Below are 14,652 nucleotides of genomic sequence, written 5' to 3'. Positions count from 1 at the left end.
GTCAGTTGTCAGTTGACTCCGAAAGCAGTCATTAGTCAGTAGTCATCAGTCATTAGCATTAGTCAGGAGAAAGAGGGATCGCGCCTGCAACCTTCATTTCCCGTTATTTTGTGAGGAGATGAAGGTGTGAGGTGCGATCGTCATTCTAATAGCTAGCAGTTTGGTGTATTGTTGGCGATCGAGCTGATGGAGCACGTGAGGGCGATCGTTGAGAGAGATGGTAACTCAAATATAGAGAATTTCGAGCTGTGGCAACAGCAGAGACAAATGCGCCTGCTGCTTTCATCATCCATCTAACTCAACTTGATTTACATACGTTCTGCAAATCTTTGAACAGCTTTTGGCGCGAAAGCAGCAACTAAAAAAGCAGTTGTAATGTATTTCCCCTCAGAATCTTTGCTAGTTATTGTTATTGCACCAAACACAATCGCTGCAATCAGCGCAATAAAACTCATGGCTCGCATTGTCGAGTATTTCCCATTATCTTCCTGGAATAATTCGGCAAGCTCTTTTCCATGTTCTGAAGAATTTGGTTGAGTCTCAACTATAGAAGAATGTGTCATTTGATTAACCTCCTAAATGATTAAAGCTTAACTAAGTCCTAACTTAGTTCGAGTGTGGCTACCAACTCTTCCATCATCTTCAAGTCCAACAGAACGCTGGAAAGCTTTTACAGCCGTTTGTGTATTTTCACCAAATACACCATCAACTGCTCCTGGATTAAATCCCCGATCGCGCAATCGCTGTTGGAGTTTTATAACGGCTGAACCTGTTGAACCCAAGCGTAGAGTCACAAATGGCGACTCATTTTCTAGCTGTTCGGGAGTGAATTGCATACCTAGCTTATCAGCAACTTGTTTTCTCAAACTGGGAAGTTGACTGTACAGCAAATCACCCGGACAATCAGTATTGCTGAAATCTCTGTGTCCCTTGATATTGAGCGGACTAATATTGCAAGAATCGCATAATGACACACAAAGTTCTACAAGGCTCTCCCATTGCTTTTCACTCATTTGGAAAGTCATGAAATTCCCTTCATTTTCAATACCAGGAGATTGATTGCCGTTGGCTAATTTTCCTGGATCTTGCCCTGCATGGGCTGACTGAATGCAAAACCCTTTTTTCACAGCATCTAGGGAACCGTGCCGACCTTCTAAAATCAACCCTCCGGTTGTATTTAAGAAGTTGTGTCCTGAGTCCGACCAATCATTATCATCCATGTGAAAGTTTTGAATGTTTCGCGCTAACTTAATCGCTCCTTCAAGCGTGCCTCTTGAGGCATCGTCGGGAGGGTTTGGGTTGTTTGTATGATGGACGATGACATAGCGGGGAATAGTCATTTGAAAAGGAAATGTTCCAGATTTTGGCTGTCTGGCTCCCCACGCTGCTGCTGTTACAACTTTTGCTGTAAATGACATAAAAAATGACTCCGAATTGTTTAATTTGTAGGTGGAAGTTACCCCACGGAGGGGGCAACTTCTGTTTAGGCTATGGCTTTGAAGTAATGCTCAGCGATCTGCGCGATGTGGTCAGCCCTGTCCAGTCGATTCACTATTTTTCGGGCGTTATAGAAATCGCGATCGGCGCCAACAATGAAATCACTCAAACCTACACCCGTAAAGCTACCATCGCGCATTCCCCGAACTAGAATCATGGCAGCGATTTCAGGGAGAGCGGCTTTTTCTGGATTATCTATCAAATTAATTCCGAGTTTTTCACTCCAGATTTGATAGTTGTGACGCCCTGTAATTTGGACGAAACCTCTGCCTTTGAAGCGAGGCCCATCACCGGATTCAGTGTTCCCTAAATCTTCGTGGCCTTCATAATCCCACCCATCAGCTAATTCCATCATCAAACGTCCAAAATGGGATTCATGTTCGGCTGTTGCAAAAACATAGGCAATTTGCCCGCGATCGATGACACCATTATCGAGACATTGATTGAGGATAAGAGGCAAATTTTTCTTGGCAAAGGGGCGAATTTCGGATATGCATTGAGCAATATCTAAAATATTATCAACGCTGGAGAAGCCACCTGGCATATCCCAAATCTTGGGTTTGCGAGTAACTATTGCGATTTCTTCTGGCTTCACCTTCAGCAACTCAGCCCAGGTATTGCGATCGACTTTACCTGTTACCTTTAGTCCGCCTGGGACAAATTGGCTGCGATCGGCAGGGCGCATCCGTTGAAATTGCTCCACTGCGGCCTTAGTGACAGACCCAAAAAGCCCGTCAATTTTGGCATCTTTTGGTAATAATCCCCAATCTTTCAAGCGCCTTTGCAGGATTTCGACTTCATCAATCAGGTGAGGGGTATCAATAATCCCGTCATTAATTTGTAACTCAACTTTTTCAATCTTCATATTCACAGCTCCAAGTAGTAATGATGTTTGTAGTAAGGACTGAGCGTCCTTTCTTACAGATTTGGGAAAAATGCGGACTAAAGTCCTCACTACAAACCTTTTTTATGGGCGATTCATCCGAGGCGATATCAATCGCCAACCAGTAAATTTTGAGAGTTATTTAGAAATTCGATGCAGCCACATTGTTGCAGTAGAGTCAATTTTGCTACTGTCCCAATTGTCATAAAAAGATAAAGCTTCACGCAAACTAAAAGCATTGCCAGCGGAGGATATCAATTTACGACTGTATAACTTGTTTTCGCCCTTGTTATCTGGTGAAGATGGGGAATTTTTCCGATAGCCTGCGTAGAACCACTCTCCGGCTGGATCGTTCACAAAAAAGTCACCCTTGTCGTTATAACCGCGAATAACTAGAATGTGACCCGGAACAGTCCAATAACCGTGCAATATACATATCTCGCCAGAATCGAGAGAGCGAGTGATGTCTGAAAGACTCCCTTTCAATGTCAAATCATCTCTCAACCCCAAACCCTCTAACAATCTTTTGATGCCATCGGGAGAACCGTGATCGATTCCCAGCCTGTCGAAACGTTTTTTAACATCATCTTCGTACTGTGCAAAGGGGCCTAAATCTGCAACTTGAAAGTATTTCAGACACATTGCCGAACTTGTAGCACCGCAAGTGCGCCAGGGTTCAATTCCGTTATCATATTGACTGAAATACGGAACGTTATGATTGACAGCCATAATTTACCTCAAGGTAAGTGTTGTAAAGGATTGATTTAGCCTCAGACCATTTGTTTGAGCTGATATTTATACAGTAGCGAGTTGTTATTGTACGGTCGATATAGATAACCTAAGTTGTTAAAATTCAATCCAAAAACAAAAAAACTGAGGCAACCTCAGTTTAAATAAGTAAACCTCAGTAAACTTCAGGTTATACTCAAGATCCAATGAAAAATTTTTAACGTTATGAATTTTGAAGAAGGGCTGAAACTCGCAGATACGGCCGTATTTGCCAAAACAAACAGACACTTAAAAGATATAGAAGTAATAATTCTGAGGGGAGCTTGGCAAGGGCAGGAGTATCATAAGATTGCAGAGGCTTACGGATATGCTGCCGAATACCTGATGCAAGATGTTGGCCCCAAGTTATGGAAGCTGCTTTCGGAAGCTTTAGGGGAAAGAGTCAGTAAAAGAAACTTTCAAACGGCATTGGAAAGGCGATCGCACTTCCAGTCAGAGATAGCCGCACAGCCAATTGCACCAGAAATAGCGGAACAATTGGTCAACATCGAGGATTTTGGCGATGTTTCAGGAGTTACAAGCACTCCTTTATGCCAAGATTGGGGTGAAGCGCCGGAAGTCTCAAATTTTTTCGGCCGCGCCGCAGAATTAAATACCCTCAGTCAATGGGTACTCCGCGATCGCTGTCGCTTGGTGGCGCTGTTGGGTATGGGAGGTATTGGTAAAACGGCTTTGACTGCTAAACTGGGAGAACAACTTCAGGGTGAATTTGAATATCTAATTTGGCGCAGTCTCCGTCATGCACCTCCCTTACTCACAATTTTGAGTGAGTTGAATTCATTTGCCAGCAGTTCCCCAGAAACGCAACTGCCAACTACTGTAGACGAGCAAATTTCTTCCCTGCTCAAGAATTTGCGCGATCGCCGTTGTTTGCTGATCCTAGATGATTGGGAAATGATTTTGCGAAGTGGAGACATCGCTGGCTACTACCGAGACGGTTATGAAAGCTACGGTCAACTACTGCGGCGAATAGGAGAAGAACGGCATAAAAGCTGCTTATTACTCCTATCGCGAGAAAAGCCTGTAGAGGTTGCATCTTTAGCAGGCGAAACCTTACCTGTACGTGCATTACAAGTTAAAGGCTTAAAACAAACAGAGGCAAAAATGCTTTTGGCTGCCAAAGGTTTTTCTGACTCAGAAAACGGCTTAGATGAACTGATACAAATATACCGAGGTCATCCTGCTGCACTGAAAATTACTGCTACCACAATTCAAGAGTTGTTTAATGGAAATATTAGTCAATTTATGGGTCAGAGTTCCTTAGTTATTGGCGATATATTTGCCAATTTACTTAACGAACATTTTCAGCGGTTATCAGATGTAGGAAAAGCTGTGATGTACTGGCTGGCCATTGAACAGCAGCCGATTTCCTTGAGCCAATTGAAAGCAAAATTATCAGCAGCCGTTTCTAGTTCCGAATTACTAACAGTATTAGAATCCTTGGTAAGACGTTCCTTAATCGAAAAAGAGCTTTCCCCTTCTAGTGCTGAATCCAAATTCACTCTCGAACCTGTGATGATGAAATATGTTACTCAGAAACTTGTCGAACAAATATGTCAAAATGTTCGAGAAGCAATGCAAGCGCCATCCATCGAACAAATAGGTTTAATCGGAAGTCATGCTTTCGAGCGATCGCCAGAACTCAAGGACACTAAAATTACTCAGCTACACCCGATCTTAACCAAAGTTCGAGAACGCTTAGATTTAACTCGAATAAATAATTATCAAATGCAGCTAAAAGAACTTTTGTCAAAATTGCGCGAGTGTCCTTCCCCAAAGCTTCAATATGCAGAGAAAAATCTTCTCAAACTGCTAGGAGAAACTGAAATATAGAGTGGGGAGGGCGGGTTTATGTAACCGATGTGCAAGCTTTAAATCAGTTGGCGAACCCGCCCCTACAGGTTCTTAAGAGGTTCTATGATTCCAAATAACTTAATTCATCCAGGATTCATATTGCAAAATCGCTATCGAGTTATCGATCGCATTGGTGGCGGTGGCTTTGGCGAGATTTTTGAAGTAGACGATGGTGGCATTATCAAAGTATTAAAAGTTTTGAATTTAGATAACTTTAATAACCCAGATATTAAGCAAAAAGCCACCATTTTATTTCAGCGAGAAGCAGAGTTCTTAATGAGCCAAAGGCATCCTGGCATTCCTCATGTAGAAAAAGACGGATATTTTAATTGGCCTGAAGGTAGTAGCAAACCGTTACCATGTTTGGTAATGGAGAAAATACCGGGGCAAAATTTACAAGAGTGGATGTTAGCAAGAGCGAATCAACCAATAAATACAGAAACTGCGATCGACTGGTTGACACAACTCACACAAATTCTCAATTTACTGCACGAGCAGCAGTATTTTCACCGAGATATTAAACCGTCCAATATCATGTTAAAGCCGGATGGGAAATTGGTATTAGTTGATTTTGGTGCGGTGCGAGAAGTAACAGAAACTTACTTGCGGCAACAAAAAGAAAATTATACGGGAACTGCGATTATTTCTGCTGGCTATACGCCAAGCGAACAAGCAGAGGGTCATGCAGTACCGCAATCTGATTTCTTTGCTTTAGGACGTACTTTTGTTTATTTACTGACAGGAAAAGTGCCGATCGATTTACCTAAAAATCCTGACAATGGTGAATTAATATGGCGAGATAAAGCAACGCAAGTTTCACCGCATCTGGCAAATTTGCTTGACCAAATGATGGCGATTTTTCCCGGAAAGCGACCGCAAACTTGCCAGGAAATATTGCAAATTTTGGCAGGGGTAAACTCGCGATCGCACTTGGAAAGCTTGGCGAAACCCTTGCCAGAAATTAATTACTCGATCGAGCGACGTAAAACGAATGCGAACGCAGATAAGCTAAGTTTTAACTGGGTAGGTAAACTAGCTCTAGCTAGCTTTTTTTTGGTAGGTGGTTGGTGGACTTTCTCACCCCAAATAGTATATTTTCTTAAGAAAGAAGGTTTTTTAAGTTACAAGAATAAACGTTTAGAGACTGCGGAAATCTCTTATAAAACAGCTCTCTTTTTTAAACCCAATGATGGTCAGACTAACTATAATTTAGGCGTCCTTCATGAAGACAAACAAGAGTACGATCGGGCTCGCGCTGCCTATCAAATTGCTGTCAATGCAGGTATTAATAAAGCTTTAAATAATTTGGCGCGGCTCGAAATTTTAGATAAACAATATGCGAAAGCTCTACCGCTGTTAGAAAAAGCTTTACCACTTGCCACAGATATTAAGACAACGTACACTATACACAAAAATTTAGGTTGGGCGCAGTTGGAGTTAGGGCGATATGAAGAGGCTAACAATAACCTGACGAAAGCGATTAATATTGCTAGCGAGCGATCTGTTGCTTACTGTTTGCAAGCTGTTCTTTTAGAACGTCAAGGCAATAAACAAGCATCTATATCTAATTGGGAAAAATGCTATAATAATTTGCAGTCGGAGTCTTCTGAAGAACAGAGATGGATACGGCAAGAATTTAGCAAAAATTTTCAAAATTTAAAGTTATAGCGTATCCCCGATAGTCCGGCAGGGGTTTAAACCCCTGCCTCAAAGCACAAGTCCTCTAAAAGAGGACTAATGAAGATTTCCAAAGTTTATGCGATCGCTTCGCTATCGCGAACAATGAAAAATAATTTAGGTCATGAAAAATAATCATCCATCCAAGCTGACACCAATCAATCTCAAAGGCAAAACATTTACTTACTTTGCTATTTTTGGGCTGACGCCTTTAATCCCGATCGTCACAGCGTCAAGAGTTGATCCGATAATTAATGGATTGCATCCTCAAGTTTCAGGTATCGATCGACGGGAAATGCTAGCGATCGACTGTGAGGATTATACTGCCGATCCTCGCGGGCCTCTTGATGTCTTAATTCCTTATATTATCAGTCCCCGACGCACTTTATTGCTGAACGATCGACCGAAGTTGCGTTGGAATAAAGTTCCCGGTGTTAATAATTATACTGTGAGTTTAGTGAAGGGCGATCGGGCAATTTGGGAAACAAAAGTTAATGGAAATGAGGTAGTGTATCCGGGAACACCACAACTGGAACCGGGATTTGTGTATTTACTGGTGGTAAAAGCAGAAAACGGTAGGACATCTGACGAGGAAAAACTGCCCGATCGAAGCTTCCGAATGCTACCAACGAAGGAAAAGCAACTGGTGAAAGGGGCGATCGAGCAAATTAACAGTCAAAAAATTGCCGAGAAAACCAAAGCTTTGCAACGTGCTTATTTTTACATCGGTTCGGATTTGAAATCTGAGGCGATCGAGACATTGGAAGCATTGGTAGCAACGGGTTTTCAAGAAGCTATTGCATATCGCAAGCTAGGCGATTTATACTGGCAAGAAGGGGTGACATTGCTGGCAGAGAGCAATTATCTAAAAGCACAGGAATTAGCTAGTGCAGCCAAAGACATCGGGGAGCAAGCGCAGTTAGAGGAGGCTTTGGGGGAGTTGTACGGGGCGATCGGGGAAAAGCAAGAAGCACTTCGCTGGTTGACGCAAGCCATAAACAGTCACAAAGCTTTAGGAAATACGCCAAGAGTCAAGGAAATTGAAACGCAGATTGCCAAACTCAAGGCAAGTTTGGCAAAACCGCAACGCTTTGCCGGAGGATTGGGGAGTTAATTTAGAGAAAATTTTGATTTTTTCCGGAGAACAGTTTTTAGAGGGAGTATGAAATTGGAAATCATGAGGTGAGAGGCAAGAACGAAAATGAGTAATGAAAAATCTGCCAGTCAGGTAGCTGAGGAATTAGTTTCTGTACCAAACGGGTTGAGGCCTGGTGCTGGAGAAACTATTTTAATTTCTCATGTAGCAGATAGCACTCCGGACACACGACCAATCACAGAGCCTCCTAGTGTCAGACCACCCACTCCAGGTAATATAGTCGATCGTACAGGTTAGGAATTTCTTGTTCTTAAGGCAAATGACCTATTGAGGTAAACTTGTTTGGGGTTAGCTAAAAGTGAGGGAATTATCTTTGATATCAACTTTTATTTTTTGCTACCTGCTTTTGCTCGGCTCCCCCCTGTTACAAAGATCGAATGCTTTAGCGCTGGAAGTGCCAGAACAAGCACAAAATGCCCAAAATACTAAAACTGAAGCAGATAGACTGTTTCAACAGGGGAACGAGCAATTAAATAGCGGCGACCTACAAAAAGCACTGGAAACCTACCAACAAGTTTTGGAGATTAGGAGAAAAATCGGCGATCGCCCAGGTGAGGGGGAAGTTCTTCACAAAATAGGCGTTGTTTACCACTATCTCAATCAGTATCATCAAGCAGTAGAGTTTTATCAAAAAGCATTAGAAGTGCGTCGAAATTTAGGCAATCGTACTGGGGAAGCAGCTACTCTCCACAATCTTGGAGACGTATATCGATTATTAGGCGAATACCAACCAGCCCTAGAAGTTTTGCAGCAAGCTCTTGCTATTCGTCAGGAGTTTAACGATCTAACAGGAGTTGGTAACACTCTCAATCATCTTGGTGCTGTTTATCAAGAAATGGGGGATTATTATCGTGCTTTAGAGTTCTATCAAAAAGCTCTTACTATTAGTAGAGAAGAGAGAGATCGAGCTGGTGAAGGACGTGCCTTAACCAATCTGGGAATAATTTACGGAAATTTGGGGCAGTATGTTCGTGCTTTAGAGTTTTATCAGCAAGCGTTAGCGATATTTGAAATTTTAAATAATCCTACTTATAAAGCTCATATTCTCGATCGGACGGGTTCAACCTATAGCGAACTGGGTCAATACTCGCAAGCACTAAACTTATATCAACAAGCTTTAGCTACTTATCAAGCAACAAATAATAAAGGAGGCATGGCAACAACTCTTCATAACATTGGTTTAGTTTATGTTAAAATGAGTCAGTATGCCCAAGCATTAAACTTTTATCAGCAAGCTTTAATTATTAGTAAGGAGATAGGCTACATTACAGGAGTTGGAAATACTCTTAACAATTTAGGCGTAGTTTACCAGCAGTTAGGTCAGTATTCTCAAGCCATAGATGTCCTCAAACAATCATTGTCAATTTTCCAAAATCTTGGCAATCGTAAGGATCTAGGTGATACTTTGGATAGTTTAGGTACAGTTCATCAAAGAATTGGTCAATATTCCCAGGCTTTGCAATTATATCAGGAATCTTTAGCAATCCGTAAAGAAGTAGGCGATCGCCCTGGAGAAAGAATTACTCTCAGTAACATTGCTGACGTAATTTTCAAACAAAATCAACCAGAATTAGCCATAATTTTCTATAAAGAATCTGTCAACGTTACCGAATCAATTCGCATCCAATTACGCTCCCTACCCGCCGAAAAACAGCGATCTTATACAACAACGGTCGCCGATACCTACCGCCGCCTCGCAGATATATTACTGCAACAAGACCGAGTTTTAGAAGCACAACAAGTCCTCGATTTACTCAAAATTCAAGAAATAGAAGATTATCTCCGTTCCGTTCGGGGAAACGAACAAACAGCACAAGGTATTCCCTTAACTCCTCAAGAACAGCAAATCCGAAACAGACACAATGAAATTTTAAATAGAGAGATTCAACTAGGCAGAAAGCTGGCTGAATTAGAAAAAATTACTCCAGCTAATCGCACATCTGAGCAGCAACAAGAAATTGCCAATCTCAGGCAAATGCAGCAGGAAATGCGCGGCACATTCAACGAATTTATTAATTCTCCTGAAATTGTTGCCATTCTCCAACAACTCAGCCCTAGAGTACAAACTGTGAATCTAGCTCAACTTAATATGATGCGGGGAGACGTATTGCAGCGGTTAGAAAAAAAGGCAGTATTGATTCAGCCTTTAATTTTAGAAGACCGTTTAGAATTGGTAATAACAACTGCTGATGCTCCCCCATTTCGACGTACTGTAACAGTTAAAAAGCAAGAGGTAAATCAAGCAATTGTGGAATTCCGCATGGCTTTGGAAGATCCGAAATCCGATGCCACAATTCCTGCTAAGAAACTTTATAATTGGTTAATCAAACCCCTCGAACACGATCTGACTGAAGCACAAGCTAAAAGCATTATTTATGCTCCTGATGGACAGTTACGCTACATTCCCCTAGCAGCTTTATACGACGGCAAACAATGGTTGGGGCAGCGGTTTGTCATTAATAATATTACTGCTATGAGCCTGACAAAATTCAATGTAGAAACTGCAGCTAAACCTCGCATTTTAGCTGGTGCTTTTGCTGCGGGTCGTTATAATATTAAACGGGGGTCTACTCCATTTGGTTTTTCGGGTTTGCCATTTGCGGGGCTAGAAGTGGAAAATTTAGCTGCGATGATGCCAGGAACTACCAAATTAATCGATCGGGAATTCAATCGTGCCACAATGATTCCCCGCTTGCCAGATTATAACATTATTCATTTGGCAACTCATGCTATGTTTGTTACGGGAAAACCCGAAGATTCGTTTATTTTGCTGGGTGATGGGGGTCTAATTACCCTGCCCGATATTCAAACTTTAAACCTACTAAATGTAGACTTGGTAGTATTGAGTGCTTGCCAGACGGGGATAGGTGGTAAACTAGGTAATGGAGAAGAAATTTTAGGTTTTGGCTACCAGATACAGGAAACAGGAGCAAAAGCTGCGATCGCTTCTTTATGGAAAGTAGATGATGGCGGCACTCAAGCTTTGATGGTTGCTTTTTATACGGCGTTGCTGTCGGGAAATAAGAAGGCAGAAGCTTTGCAAAAAGCGCAAATAGCCTTAATTACAGGTGATGATTCAGTGTTGGGTCCATCGGCCAATTTATCAATTTTAGCTCAAACTCGCAGCGGTTTGAAACGGTCAGTGGCCAGTCGTTTGCATCATCCATACTACTGGGCACCGTTTATTCTAATTGGTAATGGTCTTTAGATAGTTGACAGTTGACAGTTGACTGTTAACTGTTGACTGTTGACTGTTGACTGTTGACTGTTGACAGCGAGGTTTTTAGATCGAACTGTTAATAGATTCCGGGAATTAGTTTTTTGACTTTTTGGCGGTACTCTGAATAGTCTGGATATTTTTGGGTTAACCAGGTTTCTTCTCGGTTGGCTTTGATCTAGAAAAGTATTATTAATAGTGCGCTGGCTATTAAGTGGGATATGCTCATTTGAAAAAGTGTCCAGCCGAGGGCTGCTAAAATTAAGCCGCTGTATAATGGATGCCGCACTCTTCCGTAAATGCCTGTTTGGACTAATTCTCCGTCTTCTCTGGGATATGGTAAAGGTGTGAGGTTTTTTCCTAAGTCTATCAATCCTTTGATGATGAAAATTAATCCGGTTAAGCCTAGAATACAGGCCATAAACCAGATAATATAAAGTAAGTGGGTTGATTGAATTTTTAATCCTGGCAGTTGATAAACTGGTAAGATTACAAATCCTGTGAGCAATGCTCCTTGAAGCAAAACTAAATATTCGCCACGGCTGTTGTTGCGCCAGCCTTCGCGCGTGAAGCCCCAGTCAGTTAAGATTTTCATAGTAAGACGAAGTTCGGCAACGGATTTTGTAACGGATGTAACGGATACAAGGAAGAGGGGTGGAAGGAAGAAGGAAGAGGGAAGAGGGAAGAGGGAAGAAAGAAGAAGGAAATGAACTGTTGTTTCTACTCGTTATTAGGCTCGGCTTGGTAATGCCTAACCGTCGGCTATGCCTCCAATTTTATTTTCGGAAGCGAGGCCTAATTTTCGTCCATAAGTGAGGCAGAGCCTCTGGACATGGGTTCCCAGGCATAGCCGGGGAACCAGCTAACCTACGGCGAACAGCGAACAGCGAACAGTCAACTGTCAACAATTAACAAATTTATTCTCGCCAGGGACGTGTCATTAATTCTAATTGATTGACTTCTTCTTGGCTCAAATTCCAGCCTAACGCGCCTGCATTTTCTTGGGCTTGTTTGGCGGTTTTGGCGCCGGGAATGGGGATAACTCCGTTTTGGCATATCAACCAGTTTAGGGCAACTTGGGCGGGCGTTCGATCGCGCTTTCGGCCCATTTTCCGCAGGGTGGACATGACTAATTCGATTTTTTCGAGGCCACTTTTGCTGAAGCGGGAGTCCATTTTGCGGGCTCCTGTAGGTGGTTCTTGGGCTGTGTATTTGTCGGTGAGCAATCCTTGGGCTAAGGGGCTGTACGCTAAAATTGTTACTCCCAATTCGCGGGCTGCACTCACAATTCCTTGTTTTTCTACTTGCCGCGACAGCAAGGAGTACCGGACTTGATTTGTTGCTAGGGGAACGCCTCTTGCTGCTAGTATTTTGTGGGCTTGGCGCATCTGTTCTACTGAATAGTTGCTGACTCCTACTGCTTGAATTCTGCCTTGTTTTACTTCATCGGCTAAGGCGTTCATCAGGGTTTCTTGACTGAGTAAAAAAGTGAATGGCCAATGCACTTGGTAGAGGGCGATTTGTTCTACTTGCAAGCGTTTTAAGCTGGCACTTAAGGCTTCGGAAACTGATTTTCCTGTAATCCGCCAAGGTACGGGGCCGAATTTGGTGGCTATTTGCACGGGTTGGCTGGTTTTTTTGATAAACTGCCCCAGCAATTCTTCTGACAAGCCGTTACCGTAGACTTCGGCTGTGTCGAAGAAGTTGACTCCGCTGTCTAGGGATGTTTTGAATGCTGCTTCGACTTCGGCGGCGCCGTAGTTGCTGCCGTAGTTCCAAAATAGTTTGTCGCCCCAAGCCCAAGTTCCGACGCACAGGGGAATGACGGCTGGGCCGTTTTGTCCTAGGGTAATGGTTGTCACGGTTGGTAAATCCACAGTTATTGATTCTCTTTATTTTTATATGAATTTATACGAATAATCCCGATCGAGCTTCTAGCCGGGGGAGGAAAGGCGGCGGGTTGCGATATCTCAGTTACTATAAGTGCAAATGATGTGTTTATTTGAGTAGTTATGTCGATCGACCGTTTACCAGATTCAAGATTAACAGATTCCGCGACTCCTGCTATCAAGAGAGTTACCCTGCTGACTATGTTCCGGTTGGGTTTGTTTCAGATGGGATTGGGCATGATGTCGATTTTGACCCTGGGGGTGCTCAATCGCGTCATGATTAAAGAGTTGGCGATTCCGGCTACTGTGGTGGCTGGTACGCTGGCTATGCACCAGTTTGTCGCCCCGGCTAGGGTGTGGTTCGGGCAAATGTCTGATGCTAAGCCTTTGTTTGGCCATCACCGCACGGGTTATGTGTGGATGGGCGGGGTTTTGTTTGTGATTTCTGCTTTTTTAGCGGTGCAGGTGATGTGGCGCTTGGGTAGCAGTTTGGAGGCTGTGGGGTGGACGACTCCTACTTACGGTTGGGTGGGTTTGTTGGGTTTGATTTTTGCACTTTACGGTATTGCTATTTGTTCGAGTTCGACTCCTTTTGCGGCTTTGTTGGTGGATGTTTCCGATGAGGAGGATCGATCGAAGTTGATTGGTGTGGTGTGGTCGATGCTGATGGTTGGTATTATTATCGGGGCGATTGTTAGCAGCGGTTTGCTGAAGCAAATTGATGGGGATGTGCCACGGGAAGTGTTGCAGGCTTCGATTAACGGTTTGTTTGTGAAGGTGCCGGCGCTGGTTTTGCTGTTGGTGGGGATTGCAACTTTTGGCGTTGAGAAAAAGTATTCGCGGTACGGGGTGCGATCGTCCGCAGTGAATCGAGAAGATAAAATTACTCTGGGAAGTGCGCTGCGGATTTTGACTGCTAGCCGCCAAACCGGTTTGTTTTTTACTTTCCTGCTGATTATGACAATTTGTTTGTTTATGCAGGATGCGGTTTTGGAACCTTACGGCGGCGAAATTTTTAAGATGCCGATTTCGGAAACTACTCGCTTAAATGCTATTTATGGTACTGGTACTCTGATCGGTTTGAGCGCCACTGGTTTTTTAATTGTGCCGCGCATTGGCAAGCAAAATACGATTAGGTTGGGCTGTTTGTCGGTTGCTGCTTGTTTGGGTTTAATTATTGCATCGGGATTCACAGGAAATCCAATTGTGTTTAAGTCGGCTTTAATGTTTTTTGGTTTTGCTTCGGGTATTACGACGACGGGTGCGCTGAGTTTGATGTTGGATTTGACTGCTGCAGAAACTGCTGGGACTTTTATTGGCGCTTGGGGTTTGTCGCAGGCGATGGCGCGGGGTGTGGCGACGATTAGTGGCGGTGCTATTTTGGATTTGGGCAGAAGTTTGTTTGGGGTGCCGATGTTGGCTTATGGGTTGGTTTTTGCTGTGCCGGCGGTGGGTATGATTCTGGCTGTTTGGCTGTTGGGTAGGGTGGATGTTGGGGAGTTTCAGGATAATGCTAAAAGTGCGATCGCCACTATTCTTGAAAATGAATTAGACTGAGAGAAGAAGACCGGGCGGTTGAAACCGCGTCTATACAGACAAAACCCGCCTCCGCGGGTTGAAGAAAGTTATCTTCAGTCCGCGGAGGCGGACTTCGTTTTTGTAGACGCGGTTTCAACCGCCGTCTTAGTTT

At 43.2% G+C, this 14,652-nt stretch carries 12 protein-coding genes; 6 read left to right on the top strand and 6 right to left on the bottom strand.

Translation table 11 applies throughout. The annotated features are described in order from the left end of the window. Window positions 1–308: 308 nt before the first annotated feature. The 4 genes from QUA00_RS06260 to QUA00_RS06245 form a co-directional block, all read right to left on the bottom strand. On the bottom strand, window positions 309–563 hold the full coding sequence (locus QUA00_RS06260) for a hypothetical protein (protein ID WP_333145754.1): 255 nt from the start codon (window positions 561–563) through the stop codon (window positions 309–311). 27 nt (window positions 564–590) lie between these two features. Continuing rightward, window positions 591–1,418 carry an N-acetylmuramoyl-L-alanine amidase gene (locus tag QUA00_RS06255; protein WP_333145752.1) on the bottom strand — a complete coding sequence of 276 codons (828 nt, stop codon included), beginning with the start codon at window positions 1,416–1,418 and terminating at the stop codon, window positions 591–593. A gap of 65 nt (window positions 1,419–1,483) precedes the next feature. After that, window positions 1,484–2,362, bottom strand: a complete 879-nt coding sequence (locus QUA00_RS06250; protein WP_333409089.1) for a peptidoglycan-binding protein — start codon at window positions 2,360–2,362, stop codon at window positions 1,484–1,486. A 156-nt stretch (window positions 2,363–2,518) separates the two neighbouring features. Further along, complete coding sequence (locus QUA00_RS06245; RefSeq protein ID WP_333145747.1) at window positions 2,519–3,109, bottom strand: C39 family peptidase; 591 nt, start codon at window positions 3,107–3,109, stop codon at window positions 2,519–2,521. Window positions 3,110–3,334: 225 nt separating this feature from the next. On the opposite strand from QUA00_RS06245, the gene QUA00_RS06240 reads away from it, so the two are divergent. From QUA00_RS06240 to QUA00_RS06220, 5 genes are all read left to right on the top strand, one after another. After that, entirely contained in the window at window positions 3,335–5,002 is a 1,668-nt protein-coding gene (locus tag QUA00_RS06240) for an NB-ARC domain-containing protein (protein WP_333145743.1), read from the top strand. An 84-nt stretch (window positions 5,003–5,086) separates the two neighbouring features. After that, window positions 5,087–6,691 (top strand): protein kinase domain-containing protein, encoded by a 1,605-nt coding sequence (locus tag QUA00_RS06235; RefSeq protein WP_333409087.1) that lies wholly within the window; start codon window positions 5,087–5,089, stop codon window positions 6,689–6,691. A 133-nt stretch (window positions 6,692–6,824) separates the two neighbouring features. Beyond that, window positions 6,825–7,814: a tetratricopeptide repeat protein gene (locus tag QUA00_RS06230; protein WP_333409085.1), complete on the top strand. Its 990-nt coding sequence runs from the start codon at window positions 6,825–6,827 to the stop codon at window positions 7,812–7,814. Between the two features lie 87 nt (window positions 7,815–7,901). Continuing rightward, entirely contained in the window at window positions 7,902–8,093 is a 192-nt protein-coding gene (locus tag QUA00_RS06225) for a hypothetical protein (protein ID WP_333145738.1), read from the top strand. Between the two features lie 76 nt (window positions 8,094–8,169). Next, window positions 8,170–11,064, top strand: coding sequence for a tetratricopeptide repeat protein (locus QUA00_RS06220; protein ID WP_333409083.1), 2,895 nt, complete (start codon window positions 8,170–8,172; stop codon window positions 11,062–11,064). A 187-nt stretch (window positions 11,065–11,251) separates the two neighbouring features. Here the strand turns inward: QUA00_RS06220 and QUA00_RS06215 are convergent, their stop codons facing one another. Then, window positions 11,252–11,668 (bottom strand): isoprenylcysteine carboxylmethyltransferase family protein, encoded by a 417-nt coding sequence (locus QUA00_RS06215; protein WP_333409081.1) that lies wholly within the window; start codon window positions 11,666–11,668, stop codon window positions 11,252–11,254. A gap of 322 nt (window positions 11,669–11,990) precedes the next feature. Further along, a complete protein-coding gene (locus QUA00_RS06210; protein WP_333409140.1) occupies window positions 11,991–12,935 on the bottom strand; it encodes an aldo/keto reductase in 945 nt (314 codons plus the stop codon). Between the two features lie 150 nt (window positions 12,936–13,085). On the opposite strand from QUA00_RS06210, the gene QUA00_RS06205 reads away from it, so the two are divergent. Further along, on the top strand, window positions 13,086–14,519 hold the full coding sequence (locus QUA00_RS06205; RefSeq protein WP_333102312.1) for a BCD family MFS transporter: 1,434 nt from the start codon (window positions 13,086–13,088) through the stop codon (window positions 14,517–14,519). Window positions 14,520–14,652 lie beyond the last annotated feature (133 nt).

Source organism: Microcoleus sp. T2B6, assembly GCF_036700475.1.
In the GTDB taxonomy this organism is placed as follows: Bacteria; Cyanobacteriota; Cyanobacteriia; order Cyanobacteriales; family Microcoleaceae; genus Microcoleus.
The sequence above is the reverse complement of the archived record's forward strand: the minus strand, read 5'-3'. Positions and strand labels throughout refer to the sequence as shown.